Origin of the sequence: Paenibacillus beijingensis (assembly GCF_000961095.1) — a bacterium.
Lineage (GTDB): Bacteria > Bacillota > Bacilli > Paenibacillales > Paenibacillaceae > Paenibacillus_O > Paenibacillus_O beijingensis.
In genome coordinates, this window is the sequence record NZ_CP011058.1 from 4,622,478 (window position 1) to 4,645,047 (window position 22,570).

Genomic DNA, 22,570 nt, shown 5'->3' on the forward strand with positions numbered 1-22,570 from the left:
GTTGCATCATGAAACCAAGGGACTTATTTATTTTGATCGGTATTATCGGCATCGTGCTGATGATGGTAATACCCGTCCCAACCTTTTTGATGGACGTGCTGCTTGTCATCAATATATCGGCCGCCCTTATGATCCTCCTGATCGCAATGAATACGAACGATGCCCTTGAATTTTCCATCTTTCCGGCATTGCTGCTCATAACGACGCTGTTCCGGCTGGCGCTGAATGTGTCGACGACACGGAATATTCTCTCCAAGCATGAAGCCGGAGAGGTCGTTGCCACGTTCGGCAGCTGGGTGGCCGGCGGGGAAATCGCGATCGGGTTCGTCGTCTTTCTCATTCTCGTTGTCGTGCAGTTTATCGTCATTACGAAAGGATCGGAGCGGGTGGCCGAAGTCGCCGCAAGGTTTACGCTTGACGCCATGCCGGGCAAACAGATGAGCATCGATGCCGATTTGAACGCCGGGCTCATCAATGAATCCCAAGCCCGCGACCGCCGTGCGAAAATTGAGCGTGAAGCCGACTTCTACGGCTCGATGGACGGTGCGAGCAAATTCGTCAAAGGCGACGCGGTAGCGGCCATCATTATTCTGATCATTAACCTGGTCGGCGGATTTATTATCGGCATGGCCATTCATGGAATGGGCTTCGGCGAATCGCTCAGCACCTATTCGATCCTTACGATCGGCGACGGATTGGTGAGCCAGATTCCGGCACTGCTTATTTCGACTGCAGCGGGATTGATCGTGACCCGCGCCGCATCGGAGGGCAATCTGGCCCACGATGTGACCTCGCAATTGTTCCGGTTTCCCAAGCTGCTCTACATCGTCTCGGGAACGATCGCACTGCTCGGCGTCTTTACGCCGATTGGCCCTGTGCGTACGATCCCGATTGCCGGCATCCTGGCGTTTGCCGCATGGAAAATGCAGTCGTCCCTCGATAAACGCCGGCAGGAGGCGGATCTGATGGTCGAGGAGCAGGAGATCGAAGAGGTGCGGAGCCCGGAAAGCGTCATTAGCCTGCTGCAGGTCGATCCGATCGAGTTCGAATTCGGCTACGGTTTAATTCCGCTCGCGGATACCCAGCAGGGCGGCGATCTGCTGGATCGGATCATTATGATCCGGCGGCAGTGCGCGCTCGAGCTTGGACTCGTCGTTCCGGTCATCCGGATCCGGGACAACATTCAATTGAAACCGAGCGAATACGTCATCAAAATTAGAGGCAATACGGTCGGGCGCGGCGATTTGCTGCTGAATCATTATTTGGCGATGAGCCCCGGCTTCGAGGACGATACGATCGTCGGGATCGAGACGCTTGAGCCTGCGTTCGGGCTTCCGGCGATTTGGATCGACGAGCAGACGAAGGAACGCGCCGAACTGTCCGGCTATACGGTCGTCGACCCGCCGTCGGTCGTCGCCACCCATTTGACGGAAACGATCAAGCGACACGCTTACGAGCTGATCGGACGCCAGGAAACGAAGGCGCTGATCGACAATGTGCGGGAGTCGTATCCGGCGCTTGTGGAAGAATTGATTCCGTCCGTCATGACGGTCGGCGATGTGCAGAAAGTGCTGGCTAAGCTTTTGAAAGAAAAAATTTCGATCCGTGACCTGGTAACGATTTTCGAGTCGCTTGCCGATCACGGCCCTTATACGAAAGATACCGATGTGCTGACGGAATATGTAAGACAAGCTTTGTCGCGCCAAATTACGCAGCAGTATGCGACGGAAGGCAGCGCGATGCGCGTCATAACGGTGGGCCCGGCGCTGGAGAAGCGTATTGCCGAATCGGTGCAGCAATCGGACCAAGGCAGCTATTTGACGCTCGATCCCGTCTCGACCCAGCAAATTTATCAGAAACTGAGCGAGCAGGTGAACCGTCAAATTCAATCCGGACAGCAGCCGGTCGTCCTCGCTTCTCCCGCGATTCGGATGTATTTGCGGCAAATCGTCGAACGTACGATGCAGGACGTGCCCGTGTTGTCCTACAGTGAGCTGGAGCCCAGCATTGAAGTGCAGAGCATCGGGGTGGTGAATTTATGAGAGTAAAACGGTATATCGTCAATAAGGTTCCGGACGCGTTGCCGATGATCCGCAGCGAGCTGGGCAAGGAAGCGGTCATTCTCAATACGAAGGAAATCAAAGTAGGCGGCTTTCTGGGACTGTTCGGAAAGAAAAAGATGGAAGTGATTGCCGCTGTCGAGTCCGGCGGTGCTGCCAAAGAACCGGCTCCGGAAAGAGCGCCTGCGCCTTCGTTCACCCCGCCCTCACGAAAGACTGCAGGATGGAGTAACGAACAGGGCGGAGCAGCGCCGATACACGCACGGAGCGCAGCAGCGACGAGTACCGCGTACGCGCCGACAGCGGTGAGTAACACACAGGGACCAACATCGATAAGCGGCGCTCATGGTTCCATCAAGCAGGCCGTGACTACGTCACGGGACGCTGTTGCGACGCTGGAAGTACCAGGTCCGCGGGCCGTGCCGCCTGCCGCGGCGTCGGCGTATTACACCGCCGCCAAACAGGCGTCCGTTTCGGTGGATCCGGTACCTGCAGAGAAAACGGCGTCCGAAGAAGACAACTTTCCGGTGGCGGGAGAGAAAGAGGAGCAGCTGCTGAGCGAGATCCGGGATATGAAAAGCTGGATCCGGCAGTTAACGAGGCAGTATGCCGAGCAGGCGCTGCCGGACAATCTGCAGGCGCTGCGGGAGAGATTGCTGCAGCAGGAAGTGTCGGCCGATTTGGTCAGCCGGCTGCTTGAGGAGCTGCAGGCCCATCACCTGTTCGGGGAGGCAGCCGGCAGCAGAAGGGAAATTTGGCAGCTTGCAGGCGGAATGTTGACCGAATGGCTGGAGCCTTTAACAGCCGGAGGGATCGCAGCGAACATCAGGACGATTCACTTTGTCGGTCCCACCGGCGTCGGCAAGACGACGACGATCGCCAAGCTGGCCGCGGAGCAAATTTTGAAGCAGGGCCGCAAAGTCGGCTTCGTCACTTCGGACACGTACCGCATCGCCGCCGTCGACCAGCTGCGTACCTACGCCAATATTTTAAACGTACCGCTTGAGGTTGTGTTTTCTCCCGCAGAAGCCTCCCGCGCGTTCCGCCAATTAGAAGATCGAGATCTGATCTTTATGGATACGGCGGGCCGCAATTACAGGAGCGAGCTTCATGTTTCCGAAGTGAGCAGTCTGCTGAGCTTTGAGCAGGATAGCGAAACGCTTCTCGTTCTCAGTCTTACCGGCAAATCGAAAGATATGGCTGACGTAGCCCAGCCCTTTATCCGGCATGGCGTGCGCAAAGTGGTGTTCACCAAGATGGATGAAACGAGCCAATACGGTGCGATTTTAAACCTTGCCATGGAGCAGGGCATGATGCCGACCTATATCGGGTTCGGCCAAACGGTGCCGGACGATATCGAACCGTTCCGTGCCGCGTCGTATATCGAACGGCTGCTGGGAGATGCTGCGGATGAATGATCAGGCCGAGGCGCTTCGCAACTTAGTCCGCAAACGGCACGAACCGGCCAGCCATGAGCGGCAGACCCGCATCGTAACCGTTACGAGCGGCAAAGGCGGCGTAGGCAAATCGAATTTCAGTCTTAATTTTGCGTTGACGCTGCATAAGATGGGACGCAAAGTGCTTCTGTTCGACGCGGATATCGGAATGGCGAACATCGATGTGCTGATGGGCGTGACGGCAAAGCACTCGCTCTATCATCTGCTCCGGCAGGAGAAAACGATTTGGGACATCGTTCAGCTCGGTCCGCAGGGACTGCATTTTATTTCCGGCGGATCCGGACTGAGCGATTTGCTGCAGCTCAGCGAAGGCCAGCTAAACTATTTCGAATCTGAAATTGCAAAGCTTTACGGTTTGTACGACGTCATTCTGTTCGATACGGGAGCGGGATTGTCCAAGGAAACGGTGAAATTTATTGCGGCCGCGCAGGAAACGTTCGTCGTCACCACTCCGGAGCCGACATCGATCACCGATGCGTATGCGCTCATTAAGATGGTAAGCGCGATGAAAATCGGCGCCGAGTTCAAATTGATCGTCAATCGGGCCGGTGACCGGAAAGAAGGTGCGCAAACGGCCGATAAAATGGTTATGGCGGTGAAACGGTTTTTGAACGTGGATCTGCAGACGCTCGGAATCGTTGCCGACGATCCTCTCGTAGGCAAATCGGTGAAGAAGCAGATCCCGTTCTCGGTTGCTTTTCCATCCGGGGAAGCGGTGAAAGGCGTTGAAGAGATTGCGAACCGGTTTCTGAATGCTCCCGCTGCGGCGGCTGCCGCGCATGGGGGCGTTAGAGGATTTGTGCAACGTATGTTCAGACTGATCAAATAATCCTTGTTTAGAACGGAGGGAGAATCACGTGTCTCCTTATCGCATTGTCGTCGTAGACGATTCGCCTTTTATGCGCAAAATCATTTCGGATTTAATTAACGCCGATCCCGATTTTACCGTTGTGGCGACTGCCGCTACCGGAACTGAAGCGGTCTTGGCCGCAGCGGAATGGAAGCCCGATGCCATCACGATGGATTTGGAAATGCCGGAAATGAACGGTCTGGAAGCACTGCAGAAGATCATGGATTCGAGTCCGCTTCCGGTTATTATGTTTTCCGGGATCAGCGAGGACAACACCCGCCAGACGATTGCTGCGCTTCAGTTCGGGGCGTTTGATTTTATGCGCAAGCCGTCTGTTTCGATGGATATGTTGCAAATCGGCTGTCAGCTGCTCGAAAAGCTTAAAATTGCCGTCCAGACCCGCAAACGTTTCTCCTTAGCGTTGAAGACGGGCAGTGCGCCTCCGGCAAACAACATCGAACATGGCGAAGGCAAAACGGCTCGCTCAAAGCCCGGATCTCTTGATTCCGGGAGCGGGAAATCGGCGAATAAACCGCAAGAACTTCCCCGGTCCGGCAAGAGGGAGTCCGGTCCGCCCGAACAGATACCCGATGTCAATGAGCGGTCATCCCGGCCTTCATCGGCTAACCGGATGGGAGTCGAAGGGAGGACGGAGCAAGCGCCGAATACCAGTCATTGTTCCAATCCCGGTGTTCCGGAGCATGCGGACGTAAAGGCGGGCATTTCCGTTCCCGGTCCTGCAAAGTTTGAAGTTCAGCGGCAAACGTTCCAGCATCTGATTGCAATCGGCACGTCTACCGGTGGACCGAGAGCGTTACATAATGTCATTACAGCACTGCCGGAAGATTTGCCGGCACCCGTTCTTGTCGTCCAGCATATGCCGCCGCGGTTTACCCGTTCTCTTGCCCAGCGTCTTGATTCTTTCAGCAAACTATGTGTCACGGAAGCCGAGCATGGAGAACGGCTCGCGGCCGGAACGGTATATATTGCGCCAGGAGGAAGCCATCTGAAGCTCGGACGCGATTCGCTCGGCTATTATATATCGCTGACGAACGAGGATGCCGTTTGCGGACACCGACCGTCGGTCGATGTTTTGTTCCGGTCGCTTATTCCTCATCCGGAGCTGCAGCGGATTGCGGTCATTATGACCGGCATGGGCAGCGACGGCGCACAAGGAATGAAGGAACTCGCGGCTAGCGGCCCGGCCGTTACGATCGCCGAAGCGGAGGAAACGTGTATTGTATACGGAATGCCCCGCTGCGCGGTTGAAAACGGAAGCGCAAAGGCCGTGCTGCCGCTTCACCGGATTGCCGAGCGGCTGATCAACGAAGTTACGAAGCCATAAAAAGATGAAACAGCCATTTCTGGCTTATCAGGAGGTGTGAGCAGATGGATATGAACGCTTATTTATCCATGTTTATTGATGAATCCAACGATCATCTTCAAGCTTTGAACGATAACTTGCTGCAACTTGAAAGCTCTCCGGGCGATCTTTCCATCGTACAGGTAATTTTCCGGTCGGCGCATACGCTTAAAGGGATGTCTGCCACGATGGGCTTTGAAGATCTGGCTTCGCTCACGCATGAAATGGAAAATGTGCTCGATCTGGTCCGGAACGGCAAGCTGGATATGGACGCATTTATATTCGACGTGCTGTTTAAATCGCTTGATGCGCTGGAGGCGATGGTTCGCGACATTACCGGCGGCGGTGAAGGCAAGGCGGATGTGTCCGAAATCGTAGCAGCGCTTAAGTCGATCGTGAAAGGCGACTATAAGAGCGCAGCTGCGCAGCCTCCGGTGAATACGGCAGCGGGAGGTCCGGCGGCAGGCGCTGCCAACTTGGATGAATTCCAGGTGTCGGTCCTCAGCCAATCGATCGAAAGCGGTCTGCCTGTTTATTACATCAAAGTTGCACTCGATAAAGACTGTGCATTAAAAGCGGCCAGAGCTTACATGGTATTCAACGTGCTCGAAGAAAACGGCGAAGTCATCAAATCCGATCCTTCGGTCCAAGACTTGGAGCAGGAAAAATTCGACCGCTCATTCACCGTCATTCTTATATCTCCGCTGGAACAATCGGCGCTGCAGGCAAAAATCGAAGCGGTCTCGGAAGTGGAATCGGCCGAAGCCATACAGCTTGATGCCGAGTCGCTTGCGCAGCTTGCCAAGCCGGAGACGCCCGCAGTGCCGCAATCCGCCGCTATCGGGACCGAGCCGCAGGAAGAGGCTTCGCGGCAGCCGGCCGCCGCAAAAGCGCAAACCGCAGCCGCGGCTCCTGCCGCTTCGCGGACGATCCGCGTCGACATCGAGCGGCTGGATACGCTGATGAATTTGTTCAGCGAGCTGCTGATCGACCGCGTCCGGCTGGAGCAGCTCGCAAGCGAAATCCGCAAGCCCGAGCTGACGGAGACGGTGGAGCATATGTCCAGAATAAGCGGCGATCTCCAGAACATTGTGCTCAAGCTGCGGATGGTGCCGGTGGAATCGGTATTTAATCGCTTTCCGCGCATGGTTCGCGATATAGCCAAGTCGCTGGACAAAAAAGTCGATCTGGTCATTACCGGCGCCGATACGGAGCTGGACCGGACGGTCATCGACGAAATCGGCGATCCGCTCGTCCATTTGCTCCGCAATTCGCTTGACCACGGATTGGAAACGACAGAAGGCCGAATTGCGGCACGGAAGCCGGAAACCGGAACGATATATTTACGGGCTTACCACAGCGGCAATAGCGTGTTTATCGAAGTGGAAGAAGACGGACGCGGCATAAACGGCGATAAAGTGAAAGCGAAAGCGATCGAGAACGGGATTTTAACGGCTGAAGAAGCGGCCAAGCTGACGCCACCCGAAATCAACAACCTGATTTTTGCTCCCGGTTTCAGTACGGCGGACAAAATCTCCGACATTTCCGGCCGCGGAGTCGGACTCGACGTCGTACGCTCCAAAATCGCTTCGCTCGGCGGAACGGTCTATGTGGAATCCGCCCTTGGCGTCGGCTCGAAATTCAGCATTCAGCTGCCGCTGACGTTGTCCATTATTTCGGCGATGCTGATCAAGCTCGGAAGCGAGAAATACGCGTTTCCGCTCTCCTCGATCGTGGAGACAGGCCTGATCCGCAAAGAACATATATTGAACGTCCACGGCAGCCGCATGATTCAATACCGCAATGCAGTCATCCCGCTCGTATCGCTCAGCAAAGCGCTTGATTCGCCGGACTTCGACGAGTCGGCCGAAGAAGAAACGGAAATCATCGTCGTGCGCAAAGGCGACAAATGGGCGGCGATACTGGTGGACGAGTTTATCGGTCAAAGCGATATTGTACTGAAGCCGCTCGGCAGTTACTTGTCGGACACCGAAGCGTTCTCGGGGGCGACGATCCTCGGCGACGGTCAGGTTGCCCTTATTGTCGATCCCAATGCGATGTTCCAATGAGGCACCATACTTTTATGCATATGCTTACGAAGTGGTTTTCCCTTCGGAAAAACCTTAAGGAGGTTGTATAGATGGCTGAAGAATTGAAAGTAATCGTGTTTGGTCTTGGTGATGAAGAGTACGGAATCGAAGTGGAAAAAGTGCGAACGATCGAACGGATGATGCCGATTACGCGCGTGCCCAAAACGCCATCATTCATTAAAGGTGTTATCAATATGAGAGGGGTCGTCGTTCCCGTTCTTGATTTGCGCGGCCGCTTTAATCTTCCGGAAACGGCTCCGACTGATGCGTCGCGCATCATTATTGTGGCGGTGAATGAGATGGAGGTCGGATTTATTGTCGATGCGGCGAATGACGTCATCGATATCGATGCGGATACGATCGCTTCCCCGCCCGAAGTGGTCGGAGGCATTAAAGCCAAATATTTGCGCGGCATCGCCAAGCTAGGCGACGATCGTCTCCTCATTATGCTTAATTTGTCCGAAGTTTTAAACAAAAACGAGATTATTCAGCTGGAATTGTTAGAGGTTTGATTTTCGTGAGCGCTCTTGATCGGCTGGCGGAATTCGAACTTGACGTCCTGAAGGAAATCGGCAATATAGGAGCCGGAAATGCCGCGACCGCACTGTCGCTATTGCTGGACAAGCCTGTAGATATGGATGTGCCGCGCGTCAGTCTTGTTCCGTTTGAAGAAATTGCGGAGCGGGTCGGCGGTTCGGAACAGGTCGTCATTGCCATCTTCCTCAGGGTGGAAGGCGAGGCTCCGGGAAATTTGTTTTTTATCGTCCAGCAGCAATCGGCCAAATCAATGCTGAATCAGCTGCTTGCGATGGAAACATCGGAAGATGACCGGTATTCCGAGATGGAATTTTCGGCTTTATGCGAGATCGGCAATATTTTGGCGGGATCCTACCTGTCATCGCTAGCCGACTTTACAAATCTTTCGATGGCTCCGAGCGTTCCATTTGTGACGCTTGACATGGCGGGCGCCGTCCTAAGCTACGGGTTAAACCAATACGGGGTGATGGGGGATTCCGCTCTGCTGATCGAAACGGCTTTTCTGGACGGAAGTGAGGCGCTCAAGGGACACTTCTTTTTAATCCCCGATCCCGAATCGTTTGCGAAAATATTTCGGGCGCTGGGAGTGCCGCTTGAATGACGGAACAACAATTGATCAAAGTCGGAATGGCCGATTTGAATATTGCTTCCGGCGGCGAAGCGCTGAAAACAACCGGTCTCGGTTCCTGCGTCGGCCTTACGCTATACGATTCCGTCGCGAAAGTAGGCGGTATGGCGCATGTGATGCTCCCGAGCTCGGAAATCGCCCGCGAAAGCCGGATTAATGCCGCCAAGTATGCGGACACCGCTCTTCCGCAGCTGATTGAACGCATGGAGGAGGCCGGCGCCCGAAAAGCGAGGATGGTTGCGAAAATGGCCGGCGGAGCCCAGATGTTCGCTTTTTCGGGAGGAGCAGACTCGCTTCGAATCGGGCCGCGGAATGTGGAGACTTGCACCGCGATTTTGGCGGATCTGGGCATTCCGATTTTGGCGCAGGATACGGGCGGGAATTACGGCCGCACCATCGAGCTCGATTCGACAAGCGGCACGCTCTCCATACGCAGCGTCCAGCATGGAATAAAGGAGCTGTAACATGATCGGAACATGGCGCTGGAATGTATCGATAGGCCTCGTCGGATTTATATTTACATGTTTGGTTTCAATAGCTAAAAATCCGTTGCCGGTTACCGGTTTGCGCGGGATATACGCTTTTATCGCTTTTTTTGCGTTCGGATACGTAATCCGGTTGATGGCGCGGCTGACGATATCCGTTCCGGATCGAGTGCAGCGGACGGATGCCGCGCCGGACCAATCCGGCAAAGGGGAGCATTTGGATTATGTCACCCCGGATAACGGCGAAGATTTGAACGAGCTGCTACGGTCCGGGTTATCGGGCAAAGACGATACGGCTCGGGCTCAGCCGGGCGCATTTAAACCGCTTAAGCCTCCGCATCTGGTTTCCACCGCCAGGAGCAAAAATCCGCAGGAGCTTGCCGAAGCCGTGCGTCATTGGAACAATCAGGAGGAGTAAAGGACACGCGGGATGAAATGAACGGTTACGAAGCGGTTTTGCTTACAGCAAAACTTTAGGGGGCGAAAAGACGATGATTGAACCGAAGGCGCCTCATTTGTCTAACATCGAGATGTGGCAGAGTTGGAAAGAAGAGCGGAATATTGAAGCAAAGAAGCAGCTGGTCGAACAGTATCTGCCCCTGGTCGATTATGTGACGAACCGGATGGTTATCGGCTTGCCCAAAAATGTGTCGAAAGACGACATATTCAGCAACGGCGTAATGGGGCTGATCGACGCGATCGATAAGTTCGACTATAAGCGCGGACTTCAATTCGAAACGTACGCTTCTTGGCGGATACGAGGCGCCATTATTGACAGCCTTCGTCAAGGAGATTGGGTGCCGCGTTCCGTGCGGGAAAAAGCGAAACGAATCGAAGAAGCTTATCAGCACCTGGAGCAGCGGTATTTAAGATCCGTCAGCGACGCGGAAATTAGCGACTATCTTCAGGTGACGCCAAAGGAATTTACAGGTATGCTGCAAGAAATTGCGGTTACAACGGTTTGCTCCCTCGAGGACCCGATCCGGGAAGAGGACGCGGAGACGCGGATGTCGCTGCTCGTGGACGAAAAGGCGAAAAATCCGGATCACAAGGTGCACGAGTTTTTCTTGAAAGAATCGCTGGTGAAAGGGATTGAGCGGCTGACCGAAAAAGAACGGACGGTTGTCTCTTTGTTTTATTATGAAGAACTGTCGTTAAGCGAAATAGCCGAAGTCATGTCTTTGTCTCCATCGCGGATTTCTCAGCTTCATTCCAAAGCGATCTTGCGGCTGAGGGGCGCTCTAGCCAAACAAAAAGACCAGTTAATGCAAAAATCGTAGCGAAAGGCGGGGACATGGTTGATACAGGTTCGGGAAATGGAATTGAATCTGCGTGTGGATGTATCGACAGATAAGCTGGGCGCCTATGTTCAACTGGTCCGTCTCGATGACACGTTCACCTGCACGGCGGATGAGCTCGAACAGTTTTTGCATCAGAGCGGGGTCAAATACGGCATTTTACCCGATGTTTTGGCACAGATCGCGAATGAACCTGCAGCTTATTATATGAAGCAAACGCTTGTCGCGCAGGGGCAGCCTGCCGTCGCCGGCGAAGACGGGCGGCTTGTATTTGCGATCAATATGAGCGGGAAGCGCGGACCGGCCGAGAATGAAGACGGCAAGGTCGATCTGAAGGAGATTGTACAGCTGTTGAACGTCAAGCGCGGGCAGCTTATTGCAGAGTGTGTTTCACCTGCCGAAGGAAAACCCGGCAAGGCGGTGACCGGAGAACCGATTCCGGGCCGGAGGGGTAAGGAAGCAAAAATTAAAGCGGGTAAAAATGTTGTGCTCAACGCGGAAAAAACGGCATTATATGCTGCGATGGACGGTCTCGTCACGAAAACGGAAAATGACAAAATCAACGTTTTTCCCGTTTATGAGGTGAATGGGGACGTCGATTACCGGACAGGCAATATCGATTTTGTCGGTACGGTAGTTGTGCGGGGCAATGTGCTGACGGGTTTCAAAATCCGGGCGGCCGGCGATATCCGGATTATCGGCGGCGTCGAAGGCGCGGAACTCGAGTCCGACGGTTCGATTGAAATTACGAGCGGGATCATGGCCGGCGGCAAAGGACTTGTGAAAGCGGGTTGGAACGTCCGCAGCTCATTTATTCAAGACGCAAATGTCATCGCCGGTGAAGATGTGATCGTCAATCAGAGCATTATGCATTCGAACGTGCGTGCTGGCCGCACCGTGCTGTGCACCGGCGCAAAGGGGCTTATTGTCGGCGGAATCATACAAGCAGGCGAATGCGTCAGCGCGAGGGTGATCGGCAATTCGATGTCTACCGCAACGGCCGTTGAAGTAGGGGTATTGCCGGAGCTGCGCAGCGAGCTGCTGGAACTGCGTAAAACGATCAAACAGCTTAGCGATAGTTTGAATAAAACCGAAAAAGCATTGAGTCTGCTTGACCAGTTGGCAGCAGCCGGACAGCTTGGCGCCGATAAGATGGAAATGCGCATGAAATTCGGCACAACCAAGAAACAAATGCTGCAGGAGCTTGAAGAATCGAAGGATCGCATGCTGGTCATCGAAAAATCGGTGGAAGAGAGCAATAACGCCAAGGTGGATGTGATCAACACCGTTTTTGGCGGAACCAAGATCGTGATCGGGCGCTCTACGCGCTTCGTGAAGGAACCCGTAAAGCGGATATCGTTCCGGTGTTCAGAAGGCGACATCGCGATGATTGCGTACCGTTGACCGTTTTCAAAGCGCCTCAACGACAATAACAAGCATATACGGCAGGTGATAGCGTTGGCTTTGCAGCCATGGCATTATGTAGTATTGATCGGCGCAGTTGCGCTGGTGTGGGCACTGGCGATGCCGAAAGCGAAAAAAGGCGACAATAAGGAAGCGCAGACGCTGCATAACATGGAGACGGCACTTGAGGTGTTCATGGAAAATATGGAGGCCGATAACCGCAATTTGACCGAAAAGGTGCTGAAAACGCAGCGGGAATTCATGCTGCTTGCCCAGCAGCGTGAGGAGAGAATCGCCGAGCTGGAACGCAAATGCGCGGCTTTGGAAGTTGCGCTTGAACATAGGGGTCCGTTAAGCGGCCCGGCAAGTTCCATGGCCGTTTCGGAAGGAGCTGAAGAGTGGCGCGCCGCGGAATCAAATGACGCGACGGACTTCGAAGCGGATGCGCGAAATAATGCGAGCGAACCACCAGCGGAGATAACGATCCGCTCCCGGTATAAAGAACTGCTCGAGCTGCTCGAGCAAGGCCAGTCGGTCGAGCAAACGGCCCGGAAATTGAACATGAACAAAGGGGAAGTCGAGCTCATCCGGCAGCTGGCAAGGCGGGAGGAAACGGCATATGGTTAAATCCCGGAATTTTAGAGCCGGCTTCGGTCTCGGCATGATCGCGGGAGCGCTGCTTCTGCAGCTGATGCTCGCGGGCGAGAGCCAGCAGGCAAAGCTGACCGGGTTTGCCGGAGGAGAGAATCCGGAAGATTCCGGACAAGCCAAAACCTATACGGAGCAAGAGGTTGCAGCATTGATTGAGAAGGCGAGGCGGGAAGGAGCCTCCGAAGCAGCTTCCTCAGCTGCGTCCCAGGAGCCTCAAGCCCCCGCAAAGGCCGAGCAGTCCGGGGCCGCGAAATTAAAGACGGTCATCCGCATACCGCCCTCATCAAGCTTGACGCAAACCGCAGCGATTTTGCAGGACAACGGTTTGATCGGCGATGAGGCGGCTTTTGTTGCTTATATACGGAAACAAAAACTTAGCGGCAGCATTCGGGCAGGGTATTTTTTGTTCGAAGGGAAGCCGGCGATGGAGGATATCCGCAATACGATTACCGGCGAGCCGCTGCCTGAGGCGAAAGGCAAGGAATGGATGGCGGCAAACGGCAAGTCAAAATAAGAGCGGAGCAAGCACGACGTGTTTTTGCGACAGATATTGCGCCATGTAACGCGTTGTGTTATAGTAATACACGGTGTTAAAAACACACGCGCATGAATTTTGTCAAGGGTGCTTTCCGCTGCGGAAAGTTTTGACAGAAGATGACATTCGCGGAGGAAACCATCAAAAACCATTTAGGAGGTGTTGTGGGTATGGCGGTAATTTCCATGAAACAGCTGCTTGAAGCAGGTGTACACTTCGGTCACCAAACTCGTCGTTGGAACCCGAAAATGGATCGTTATATCTTCACGGAAAGAAACGGTATTTACATTATTGACCTGCAAAAGACGGTCAAAAAAGTCGAGGAAGCGTACAATTTTGTTCGCTCCATCGCAGAAGAAGGCGGATCGGTGCTGTTCGTAGGAACGAAGAAACAAGCACAAGATTCCGTTAAAGAAGAAGCTGCACGCTGCGGCAATTTCTACATCAATCAACGTTGGCTCGGCGGCACGCTGACCAACTTCCAAACGATTCAAAAACGTATCGAACGTCTGCGCAAGCTCGAAGCTTGGGAAGAAGACGGCACGTTCGAAGTGCTTCCTAAAAAAGAAGTTATCATTCTTCGCAAAGAAAAAGATCGCCTGGAGAAATTCCTCGGCGGCATCAAAGGCATGAGAAGCCTTCCGAGCGCTCTGTTCATCATCGATCCGCGCAAAGAGCGCATCGCGGTTGCGGAAGCCCGCAAGCTCGGCATTCCGATCGTCGGCATCGTCGACACCAACTGCGACCCGGACGAAATCGACTATGTCATTCCGGGTAATGACGACGCAATTCGTGCCGTCAAACTGCTCACTTCCAAAATGGCCGACGCTATCGTGGAAGCGAACCAAGGCGAGCAAACGACTGCGTAAGACGATTTAGGAAGCGAAAAGGGTGGTCAGAAGGTGCAAGCCTCCTCACCGCCCTTTTTTCGAATGTAAATCCGGGGAGTTTTGATTCCGGCGGCAGATTTGATAATCAGGAGGAGTTAATATGGCGGTAAGTGCGAGTGCAGTAAAAGAACTTCGTGAAAAAACGGGCGCAGGAATGCTCGATTGCAAAAAAGCGTTGGAAGAAGCAAACGGTGATCTGACGAAAGCCGCAGAACTTCTGCGCGAGAAAGGTTTGGCGGCAGCGGCTAACAAGGCGGGCCGCGCAGCTACGGAAGGCGTTGTAGAATCCTACATCCACGCGAACGGCCGGATCGGCGTTCTGGTTGAAGTGAACTGCGAAACCGACTTCGTTGCCAAAACGGATCAGTTCAAAGCGTTCGTAAAAGATATCGCGATGCAAATCGCGGCAGCGAACCCGAAATATGTTCGCCGCGAAGAAGTTGTTCAAGAAGAGCTGGACAAAGAGCGCGAGATTTTGAAAGCACAAGCGCTTAACGAAGGCAAACCGGCCCACATCGTTGAGAAAATGGTTGAAGGCCGTCTCAGCAAATTCTACGAAGAGTACTGTCTCCTCGAACAGTCCTTTATTAAAGATCCGGACAAAACGGTCGCTACGCTGCTGAACGAAAAAATCAGCACGATCGGCGAGAACATCTCCATCCGCCGCTTTGCACGTTTCGAACTTGGCGAAGGTTTGGAAAAGAAACAAGACAACTTCGTTGAAGAAGTAATGTCGCAAGCAAAACTGTAAGCTTAATCCGAACGCGCTAGGCGGGGCGGGGCGTCCGCCCCGCTTTTTTTAAACTAAACATAGCAGGTAACAACCGGTACTTCTCCGGTCTCATATAAAGAATACAAATTGGGTGGATAATGGAGGGTATAACAATGGAGAGTCCCGTATACAAGCGCATTGTATTGAAGGTTAGCGGCGAGTCATTGTCTGGACAGGCGGGCTACGGTATTGATGCCGGCATTATTTCATCTATTGCTGAGCAAATCAAGGAAGTTGTGGAGCTAGGCGTCGAAGTAGCGATCGTTGTCGGAGGCGGCAACATTTGGCGCGGCATCGCGGGTACCGCAAAAGGGATCGACCGTGCGACAGCAGACTACATGGGCATGCTTGCAACGGTTATGAATTCGCTTGCTTTGCAGGATTCGCTCGAGTCGATCGAAGTTCCGACCCGTGTGCAATCGTCGATTGCGATGCAGCAAATTGCGGAGCCCTATATCCGCCGCCGCGCGATCCGCCATTTGGAGAAAGGCCGCGTCGTCATTTTTGCAGCAGGCACGGGCAATCCGTTCTTCTCCACCGATACGACGGCAGCTCTGCGCGCCGCCGAAATCGAAGCGGAAGTCATTTTGATGGCGAAGAACAAAGTCGACGGCGTTTACTCCGCCGATCCGTTTAAAGATGCTTCGGCAGTGAAGTTCGAGACGCTGACTTATTTGGATGTGCTTAACCGCAATCTCGGGGTGATGGACTCCACTTCCACCTCTTTGTGCATGGATAACAATATCCCTCTCGTCGTATTTGCGATTACCGAACAAGGCAACATCAAACGTGTCGTTCTCGGTGAAAAAATCGGAACGATCGTAAAAAGGAGTGCAGAGTAAGATGCCGCAATCAATTAAAAAAAATGCGGAAGAACGGATGGAAAAAGCGATTGGCGCTTTGAAACGCGATCTTGCCACCCTTCGTGCAGGACGGGCTACGCCGGCATTGCTCGACCGCGTTCAAGTTGAATATTACGGAGCGATGACGCCGGTCAGCCAGCTGGCCAACATTAACACGCCGGATTCGCGTACGCTTTTTATCCAGCCGTGGGACAAATCGTCGATCGCCGCCGTTGAAAAAGCGATTTTGAAATCGGATTTGGGCTTGACGCCTTCGAATGACGGCACGTCGATTCGGATATCCGTTCCGCCGCTTACGGAAGAACGGCGTACCGAACTGGTCAAAATGACGAAAAAGTTCGGTGAAGAAGCAAAAGTGGCGATCCGAAACATCCGCCGTGATGCCAACGACGATATTAAAAAGCTGGAAAAAACGTCCATCTCTGAAGACGAGTCGCGCCGCCATCAGGAAGATATTCAGAAGTCGACCGACAAGTTTGTTGCAGAAGTGGAAAAAGTACTGGTTTCCAAAGAGAAGGAAATTATGGAAGTTTAATGAATAGAAGCCCCTCCGTAAGGTGGGGTTTATTGCTTAAAGGAACGATCGCGGCTGAAAACGGCCGGATTGCGGCTGGGAGGAACGAAGATGATTGAACGACTTTGGTCCAAATTCGGCAAAACATCTCCGCAGTCGGCTGAGCCTTCTGTGGCTGATAATGTACCGCAGCATGTGGCAATCATAATGGATGGGAACGGCCGCTGGGCGAAGAGCCGCGGACTGCCGCGAATCGCAGGCCACCATTCCGGCATGAAGACCGTAAAACGGATTACGATGGCTGCAGACCGGATCGGCGTTAAATATTTGACGCTGTACGCATTCTCTACTGAAAACTGGAAGCGTCCGAAAGCGGAAGTGGAGTTTTTAATGAAGCTGCCGCAGGAGTTTCTCGCTTTGGAACTTGACGAACTGATCGCGAATAACGTACAAGTCCGGATGATGGGATACAAAGAGGATCTGCCGGGCTATACGCTTGAGGCCGTTGAGACGGCCATTCAGAAAACTGCCGGTAATACGGGGCTTGTCCTCAATTTTGCGCTGAATTACGGAAGCCGCAAAGAAATGATGGAAGCGGTCCGTGAAATTGCGGCTGCTGTGCAAAAAGGCGAGTTGAGCCCTGAAAATATCGGGGAGCAAACGATGGGTGATCTGCTTCTGACAAGCGGATTGCCCGATCCGGATCTGCTCATCCGTACGAGCGGGGAATTGCGTCTAAGCAACTTCATGCTGTGGCAGCTTGCATACAGCGAGCTTTGGTTTACCGATGTATACTGGCCGGAATTTTCGGAAGAACATTTCCATGAAGCGATTCATGAATACCAGCGGCGCGCACGCCGGTACGGCGGACTGTAGCTCCCGCATTGGAGTGTGGCACTTTAGTGAAGCAACGGATTATTACTGGACTGCTGGCAGGAGCAGTATTTGTTGTGCTGACTGTCATCGGCGGCTGGGCATATTATGTGCTGTTGCTGCTGCTGGCTCTTATCGGGTTTCGCGAATATGCCCGAATGAACGGTTTTGCCCCGCAGCATCCGGCGTCGCTGCTTGGTTACGCCGGCATGCTGTTTTTTCTTTTTCCATGGGATTTACTGCAAGTGGAGCGGCCTTCAGGCAGCGATATGCTGTGGCTGCTGATGCTTCTTTTGCTGGCGCTCAGCGTCCTGACCAAAAATCGCACGACAATTGACGGCGCGGCTCTTATGCTGCTCGGTTCTCTATATCTCGGATACGGCTTTAATGCCATGATGCTGGTACGAGACTCGGATCCGCAAGGGTTGTTTTGGACAACGTTAAGCTTCGGCTCGATATGGGCTTCCGATATTGGCGCTTATTTTATCGGCAGGGCATTCGGGCGCATCAAGCTGTGGCCCGCAATCAGCCCGAACAAAACGGTTGAAGGGTCTATTGGCGGAGTGGCGGTATCGCTCGTCGTTGCGCTGTTGTTCAGTGTATTTTCACCCGGGTGGGTGTCGGTCGGACAAGCTTTGCTGATCGGACTTACCGCCGCTGTCGCGGGACAGTTCGGGGACCTGATCCAATCGGCTTACAAGCGGGTCCGAGGCATTAAAGATACGGGAACACTGCTGCCTGGCCACGGCGGCGTCCTGGACCGCTGCGACAGCTGGCTGATCGTGTTTCCGCTGCTCGTGTTAACCGGGCTCGTGCCAGTGTAAGCTCCCGCCTTTATAAGGCGTGCAAGTAAATGGCCCGTGCATATATTGGATCGGCCGAACAATGTTTGGCCCATCAGAAACCGAGTACATATATCGTGTCTGAGGACCGCGGCAGTTTCGGCAGCAGACGGATGCTTAGGAAGGCTTACGAAGTGGTTTTCCTTTCGGAAAACCTTTGGGAGAGATCATCATGAAAAAAATATCGATTCTGGGCTCTACCGGCTCCATCGGAACCCAGACGCTCGATGTCATCGGCAGCGATCCGGGACGTTATGAAGTGGAGGGGCTTGCAGCCGGCGGCAATGTGGCGCTGCTGCTGGAGCAGGCGCGGAAGTTTCGGCCGAAGCGAGTCTGTCTCGCAACCCGGGAAGCGGCGGCGGAAGCGGCGCAGCATCTCCCGGCCGGGACAAAAGTGCTCTACGGCGAGCAAGGCTTGGTGGAGCTTGCAGGTGAAGGCGATGCCGATCTCGTCGTAACGGCGATCGTGGGCAGCCGCGGCTTGAATGCGACGCTGGCCGCAATCGAAGCCGGACGGACGATTGGACTGGCCAATAAGGAAACGCTTGTAACGGCGGGGCATATCGTGACGAAGGCCGCAGCCGACAAAGGGGTTTCGCTGCTGCCGATCGACAGCGAGCATTCCGCTATTTTTCAATGCCTGAATGGGGAAAAGCGCTCCGATATTCAAAAAATTACGCTAACCGCTTCCGGAGGCTCGTTCCGCGACAAAACGCGCGATCAGCTGAAAGGTGTAACGGTGGAACAGGCGCTCAGCCATCCGAATTGGTCGATGGGAGCGAAAATTACGATCGATTCGGCAACGATGGTCAACAAAGGGCTGGAAGTGATCGAAGCCCGCTGGCTGTTCGGGGTCGACTACGACCGTATCGGCGTCCTCATTCACCCGGAGAGCATCATCCATTCATTCGTCGAATTTACGGATAACAGCGTTATCGCCCAATTGGGCTTGCCGGATATGCGAGTGCCGATTCAGTACGCGCTAAATTATCCGGACCGGCGTCCGACGCCGACGGAGAGGCTCGATCTGGCCAAAGTAGGCACGCTGCAGTTTCGCGAGATGGACGAGCAGCGGTTCCCGTGTCTGCGCATGGCTTACGAGTGCGGAAGGGCGGGCGGTACCGCTCCGACCGTATTCAATGCCGCGAATGAAGTGGCGGTTGCGCGTTTCCTGAGCGGCGAAATCGAGTTTTTGGCGATCGAGCATATTCTCGAAACCGTTCTTGCAAAACACGATTGTATTAGCCGGCCGGAACTGGAAACGATCTCCGAAGCGGACGCATGGGCGAGGGAACTGGCGTCCCGGGTGTAAAACCCGGTTCTCTTGTAACGGGCGGGAGAATAATGATAATCTAAATACAAGCCGTTACGTTACCGACAGGAGGCCATTACATGCAGATGATTCAGGTCGTTTTTTTGACCGTTCTCGTATTTTTCGTCATTGTCACCATTCATGAATGGGGACATTTCTTTTTTGCCAAACGTGCCGGCATATTGGTCCGTGAATTTGCAATCGGCTTCGGGCCGAAGCTGCTTTCCGTCAAAAGGGGCGAAACGCGCTACACGCTGCGTCTCATTCCCGCAGGCGGCTTCGTGCGGATGGCGGGGGAAGATCCGGAAATCGTCGATATTCAGAGCGGACAAACGGTCGCCGTTCGGCTGAAGGACAATAAAGTAACGCGTATTTTTCTGGACCGGCTCGATGAGCGCAGCGATGTCATTCGCGGCGAAGTGACTGCGATCGATTTGGAAGATCGGCTGTTTCTCACGCTGAACGTCGAAGGGGCGGCGGAACGTTTTGACGTCCACCCGCAGGCGTTTATGGTGACGAAAGGGAAAGAAACCCAAATCGCCCCGGTCGACAGACAATACGGCAGCAAAACGGTCGGGCAGCGGGCGATGGCGATATTTGCCGGACCGCTGATGAACTTTGTGCTTGCGTTTGCGTTGTTTGCAGCCTATATTCAAATGGCCGGCGTCACCGTCAGCAACCCGGACCACCTGCTCGTAAACAGCGTAGTGGATGGGATGCCGGCGGCGAAAGCGGAGCTGAAGAAGGGCGACCGGATCGTTTCGGTGAACGGCACGAATATCGGAGCCGATTACGACAAAATGATCGGAATCATCGGCAAGTCGGCCGGAGTTCCGATTAAGCTGGACATCGTACGCGCGGGCAAAGCGATGGAGCTTGAGATGACGCCCGTTAAAGATCCGCAGAGCGGACTCGGAAAGGTCGGCATCACCGCCGCTTACCCGACGCGTTCGGCAACGTTCGCGGAGACGATTTCCGGTTCTGCGAAATTAATGAAGCAAATGACGATCAGCATTTTTCAAGGATTCCTGAAAATTATCGTCGGCGACTTCAAGCTGGACGATCTCGGCGGACCGGTGCGCACGGCGGAAGTGACGGGGCAGATCGCCAAGCAGGGCATTACGCAGCTGACCAGCTGGGCCGCGCTGCTGAGCTTGTATCTCGGCATTTTCAATTTGCTGCCTATCCCCGCGCTCGACGGAAGCAGGCTCGTCTTTATCGGGCTTGAGGCGCTGCGCGGCCGTCCGATCGATCCGAACCGGGAAAGTATGGTGCACGTTATCGGTTTTGCGATGCTGATGCTGCTTATGCTGGCTGTAACATATAACGATATTTTAAGATTAGTAAAAGGTTAGAGGGGAGCCGTTAGTCGCTTATGTCGAAGGAAAAGCAGTTTGTGACGGAAATTACGCCGCAGGGCGAAGATTTTTCCCGTTGGTATATTGACGTAATCAAGAAGGCGGAGCTGATGGATTACTCGCCGGTACGCGGCTGTATCGTATTCCGTCCGGAAGGGTTCGAAATTTGGGAAAACATCCAACGTGAAATGGACCGCCGCTTCAAGGAAACCGGGCATCGCAACGCGTATTTTCCGCTGTTCATTCCCGAAAGCTTTTTTCAGAAGGAAAAAGAGCACGTGGAAGGCTTCAATCCGGAGCTGCCTTGGGTAACCGAAGCGGGCGGCGAGCCGCTGGAAGAAAAGCTGGCCATCCGCCCGACGTCGGAGACGATGATCGGCCATATGTATTCAAAATGGATCCAGTCGTACCGGGATCTTCCGGTTCTCATTAACCAATGGGCGAATGTCGTCCGCTGGGAGAAGCGGACGCTGCCGTTTCTGCGCACAAGCGAATTTTTGTGGCAGGAAGGCCACACCGCGCATGAGAACGAAGCGGAGGCTCGCGAGGAAACGATGCGGATGCTGGAAGTTTACCGCGACTTTGTCGAAGATTTCCTGGCGATTCCGGTCATTACGGGACAAAAGACGCCTTCGGAGAAGTTTGCCGGCGCCGTCGATACGTATTCCATTGAGGCGATGATGAAGGACGGGCGCGCCGTACAGGCGGGAACGTCGCATTATCTCGGAACGAACTTTGCCGTCGCCTTCGACATTAAATATTTGGATCGCGAAAATACGCAGCAGTTTGTGCACACGACATCCTGGGGCACGAGCACACGCTTGATCGGGTCTCTCATCATGGTCCACGGGGACGACCGCGGACTCGCGCTGCCGCCGAAAGTGGCGCCGACTCAAGTGATCATGATCCCGATCGGACCTCCAAAAACGCGCGAGGCGGTCATTGGCCGCGTCGACGAGCTGTACAAAGAGCTTAAAACCGCCGGCGTGCGCGTACGTGTGGACGACCGCAGCGATATTAGCCCGGGCTGGAAGTTCAACGAATACGAAATGCGCGGCGTTCCGATTCGGCTGGAGCTTGGACCACGCGATATGGAAAACGGACAAGCCGTTCTCGTTTCGCGCGCCTCGGGCGAGAAACGTATCATTAAACAAAGCGAGCTGGAGGCGGAAGTCGAGAAGATGCTGGAAGAGATTCACCGCGATATGTTCGAGAAGGCCAAGCAGTTCCGCGCGGACAACTTCCATGCGGTCGATACGCTCGACGAAATGAAAGGTTTGCTGGAGCAGAAGCGCGGTTTCGTACTGGCCGGCTGGTGCGGTTCCGCCGCCTGCGAGAAACAGGTGAAGGAAGAAACGGGAGCGACAAGCCGCAACATCCCGTTCGAGCCTGCCGAGCATAAGCATAGCTGCCTCGTATGCGGCGAGAAAGCCGAGCATACGGTCGTCTTTGCACGGGCTTATTAATGGGATGAAAAAAGAAGACGCTGCGCGGACTAATTATTCTTCCGATCGCTGTTGTCTCCGGATTTCTTTGATTGTACCGCATAGCGGTTGAAATCCGGGGACAAAGCGTATGCTTCCGAAGTGGCTTTCTTGCAGAAAGCCTTTAGGCGAACGCTGGCGCTTCTCCAGAACAATTAGTCCGCTCCGCTCTCCTTTTTTTGAGGGGCAGCAGACGCGGCTGCGCGAGAGGCGCGCTTGCCGCCTGAACCGGCCAAGGGCTGGATTACAAGTCTGGGAACCGTCAGACTTGTATAGGGGAATAGTATGATCGAATGTTAGTACT

The 22,570-nt window shown here is 54.1% G+C and carries 22 protein-coding genes; all 22 read left to right on the plus strand.

What is annotated here, in order from left to right; translation table 11 throughout:
- Positions 1-8 precede the first annotated feature (8 nt).
- The 22 genes from flhA to proS all read left to right on the plus strand — a co-directional run bounded on the left by flhA (position 9) and on the right by proS (position 22,248).
- Complete coding sequence (gene flhA / locus VN24_RS20935; RefSeq protein WP_045672009.1) at positions 9-2,042, plus strand: flagellar biosynthesis protein FlhA; 2,034 nt, start codon at positions 9-11, stop codon at positions 2,040-2,042.
- Positions 2,039-3,478, plus strand: a complete 1,440-nt coding sequence (gene flhF, locus VN24_RS20940; protein WP_045672010.1) for a flagellar biosynthesis GTPase FlhF — start codon at positions 2,039-2,041, stop codon at positions 3,476-3,478. The genes flhA and flhF overlap by 4 nt, the downstream gene beginning before the upstream one ends.
- A complete protein-coding gene (locus tag VN24_RS20945) occupies positions 3,471-4,346 on the plus strand; it encodes a MinD/ParA family protein (protein ID WP_045672011.1) in 876 nt (291 codons plus the stop codon). Before flhF ends, VN24_RS20945 begins: the two co-directional genes overlap by 8 nt.
- 28 nt (positions 4,347-4,374) lie before the next feature.
- Positions 4,375-5,712, plus strand: a complete 1,338-nt coding sequence (locus tag VN24_RS20950) for a protein-glutamate methylesterase/protein-glutamine glutaminase (RefSeq protein ID WP_045672012.1) — start codon at positions 4,375-4,377, stop codon at positions 5,710-5,712.
- A gap of 44 nt (positions 5,713-5,756) precedes the next feature.
- On the plus strand, positions 5,757-7,799 hold the full coding sequence (locus tag VN24_RS20955; protein ID WP_045672013.1) for a chemotaxis protein CheA: 2,043 nt from the start codon (positions 5,757-5,759) through the stop codon (positions 7,797-7,799).
- Positions 7,800-7,870: 71 nt separating this feature from the next.
- On the plus strand, positions 7,871-8,332 hold the full coding sequence (locus tag VN24_RS20960; protein ID WP_045672014.1) for a chemotaxis protein CheW: 462 nt from the start codon (positions 7,871-7,873) through the stop codon (positions 8,330-8,332).
- Between the two features lie 5 nt (positions 8,333-8,337).
- The gene (locus VN24_RS20965; RefSeq protein WP_045673532.1) at positions 8,338-8,958 is read left to right on the plus strand and encodes a chemotaxis protein CheC; all 621 of its coding nucleotides are present in this window, start codon (positions 8,338-8,340) and stop codon (positions 8,956-8,958) included.
- Positions 8,955-9,449, plus strand: a complete 495-nt coding sequence (locus VN24_RS20970; RefSeq protein ID WP_045672015.1) for a chemotaxis protein CheD — start codon at positions 8,955-8,957, stop codon at positions 9,447-9,449. The genes VN24_RS20965 and VN24_RS20970 overlap by 4 nt, the downstream gene beginning before the upstream one ends.
- Position 9,450: 1 nt before the next feature.
- Entirely contained in the window at positions 9,451-9,888 is a 438-nt protein-coding gene (locus tag VN24_RS20975; protein WP_045672016.1) for a hypothetical protein, read from the plus strand.
- A gap of 73 nt (positions 9,889-9,961) precedes the next feature.
- On the plus strand, positions 9,962-10,750 hold the full coding sequence (locus VN24_RS20980) for a FliA/WhiG family RNA polymerase sigma factor (RefSeq protein WP_045672017.1): 789 nt from the start codon (positions 9,962-9,964) through the stop codon (positions 10,748-10,750).
- Positions 10,751-10,768: 18 nt separating this feature from the next.
- Positions 10,769-12,172, plus strand: a complete 1,404-nt coding sequence (locus tag VN24_RS20985; protein WP_238590744.1) for a flagellar assembly protein A — start codon at positions 10,769-10,771, stop codon at positions 12,170-12,172.
- A gap of 54 nt (positions 12,173-12,226) precedes the next feature.
- On the plus strand, positions 12,227-12,799 hold the full coding sequence (locus VN24_RS20990) for a hypothetical protein (RefSeq protein WP_045672018.1): 573 nt from the start codon (positions 12,227-12,229) through the stop codon (positions 12,797-12,799).
- Entirely contained in the window at positions 12,792-13,337 is a 546-nt protein-coding gene (locus VN24_RS20995; RefSeq protein WP_045672019.1) for a hypothetical protein, read from the plus strand. Before VN24_RS20990 ends, VN24_RS20995 begins: the two co-directional genes overlap by 8 nt.
- A 191-nt stretch (positions 13,338-13,528) precedes the next feature.
- Positions 13,529-14,227: a 30S ribosomal protein S2 gene (rpsB, locus tag VN24_RS21000; RefSeq protein ID WP_045672020.1), complete on the plus strand. Its 699-nt coding sequence runs from the start codon at positions 13,529-13,531 to the stop codon at positions 14,225-14,227.
- A 121-nt stretch (positions 14,228-14,348) separates the two neighbouring features.
- Positions 14,349-14,999: a translation elongation factor Ts gene (tsf, locus tag VN24_RS21005; RefSeq protein WP_045672021.1), complete on the plus strand. Its 651-nt coding sequence runs from the start codon at positions 14,349-14,351 to the stop codon at positions 14,997-14,999.
- A gap of 134 nt (positions 15,000-15,133) precedes the next feature.
- Positions 15,134-15,862: a UMP kinase gene (pyrH, locus tag VN24_RS21010; protein ID WP_045672022.1), complete on the plus strand. Its 729-nt coding sequence runs from the start codon at positions 15,134-15,136 to the stop codon at positions 15,860-15,862.
- Position 15,863: 1 nt separating this feature from the next.
- Positions 15,864-16,418, plus strand: coding sequence for a ribosome recycling factor (gene frr / locus VN24_RS21015; protein ID WP_045672023.1), 555 nt, complete (start codon positions 15,864-15,866; stop codon positions 16,416-16,418).
- 90 nt (positions 16,419-16,508) lie between these two features.
- Positions 16,509-17,273 carry an undecaprenyl pyrophosphate synthase gene (locus VN24_RS21020; protein WP_045672024.1) on the plus strand — a complete coding sequence of 255 codons (765 nt, stop codon included), beginning with the start codon at positions 16,509-16,511 and terminating at the stop codon, positions 17,271-17,273.
- Between the two features lie 26 nt (positions 17,274-17,299).
- Entirely contained in the window at positions 17,300-18,094 is a 795-nt protein-coding gene (locus tag VN24_RS21025) for a phosphatidate cytidylyltransferase (protein ID WP_045672025.1), read from the plus strand.
- A 190-nt stretch (positions 18,095-18,284) separates the two neighbouring features.
- Positions 18,285-19,424 carry a 1-deoxy-D-xylulose-5-phosphate reductoisomerase gene (locus VN24_RS21030; protein WP_045672026.1) on the plus strand — a complete coding sequence of 380 codons (1,140 nt, stop codon included), beginning with the start codon at positions 18,285-18,287 and terminating at the stop codon, positions 19,422-19,424.
- A gap of 80 nt (positions 19,425-19,504) precedes the next feature.
- Positions 19,505-20,779, plus strand: a complete 1,275-nt coding sequence (gene rseP, locus VN24_RS21035; RefSeq protein ID WP_045672027.1) for an RIP metalloprotease RseP — start codon at positions 19,505-19,507, stop codon at positions 20,777-20,779.
- Positions 20,780-20,799: 20 nt separating this feature from the next.
- Positions 20,800-22,248 carry a proline--tRNA ligase gene (gene proS / locus VN24_RS21040; protein WP_045672028.1) on the plus strand — a complete coding sequence of 483 codons (1,449 nt, stop codon included), beginning with the start codon at positions 20,800-20,802 and terminating at the stop codon, positions 22,246-22,248.
- The last annotated feature ends 322 nt before the right edge of the window (positions 22,249-22,570 follow it).

Excerpts from the sequence above, each read along its gene's own strand:
- flhA (WP_045672009.1), top strand. The coding sequence starts at position 9 with ATGAAACCAAGGGACTTATTTATTTTGATCGGTATTATCGGCATCGTG.
- flhF (WP_045672010.1), top strand. The coding sequence starts at position 2,039 with ATGAGAGTAAAACGGTATATCGTCAATAAGGTTCCGGACGCGTTGCCG.
- VN24_RS20945 (WP_045672011.1), top strand. The coding sequence starts at position 3,471 with ATGAATGATCAGGCCGAGGCGCTTCGCAACTTAGTCCGCAAACGGCAC.
- VN24_RS20955 (WP_045672013.1), top strand. The coding sequence starts at position 5,757 with ATGGATATGAACGCTTATTTATCCATGTTTATTGATGAATCCAACGAT.
- VN24_RS20960 (WP_045672014.1), top strand. The coding sequence starts at position 7,871 with ATGGCTGAAGAATTGAAAGTAATCGTGTTTGGTCTTGGTGATGAAGAG.
- VN24_RS20970 (WP_045672015.1), top strand. The coding sequence starts at position 8,955 with ATGACGGAACAACAATTGATCAAAGTCGGAATGGCCGATTTGAATATT.
- VN24_RS20975 (WP_045672016.1), top strand. The coding sequence starts at position 9,451 with ATGATCGGAACATGGCGCTGGAATGTATCGATAGGCCTCGTCGGATTT.
- VN24_RS20980 (WP_045672017.1), top strand. The coding sequence starts at position 9,962 with ATGATTGAACCGAAGGCGCCTCATTTGTCTAACATCGAGATGTGGCAG.
- VN24_RS20995 (WP_045672019.1), top strand. The coding sequence starts at position 12,792 with ATGGTTAAATCCCGGAATTTTAGAGCCGGCTTCGGTCTCGGCATGATC.
- rpsB (WP_045672020.1), top strand. The coding sequence starts at position 13,529 with ATGGCGGTAATTTCCATGAAACAGCTGCTTGAAGCAGGTGTACACTTC.
- tsf (WP_045672021.1), top strand. The coding sequence starts at position 14,349 with ATGGCGGTAAGTGCGAGTGCAGTAAAAGAACTTCGTGAAAAAACGGGC.
- pyrH (WP_045672022.1), top strand. The coding sequence starts at position 15,134 with ATGGAGAGTCCCGTATACAAGCGCATTGTATTGAAGGTTAGCGGCGAG.
- frr (WP_045672023.1), top strand. The coding sequence starts at position 15,864 with ATGCCGCAATCAATTAAAAAAAATGCGGAAGAACGGATGGAAAAAGCG.
- VN24_RS21020 (WP_045672024.1), top strand. The coding sequence starts at position 16,509 with ATGATTGAACGACTTTGGTCCAAATTCGGCAAAACATCTCCGCAGTCG.
- VN24_RS21030 (WP_045672026.1), top strand. The coding sequence starts at position 18,285 with ATGAAAAAAATATCGATTCTGGGCTCTACCGGCTCCATCGGAACCCAG.
- rseP (WP_045672027.1), top strand. The coding sequence starts at position 19,505 with ATGCAGATGATTCAGGTCGTTTTTTTGACCGTTCTCGTATTTTTCGTC.
- proS (WP_045672028.1), top strand. The coding sequence starts at position 20,800 with ATGTCGAAGGAAAAGCAGTTTGTGACGGAAATTACGCCGCAGGGCGAA.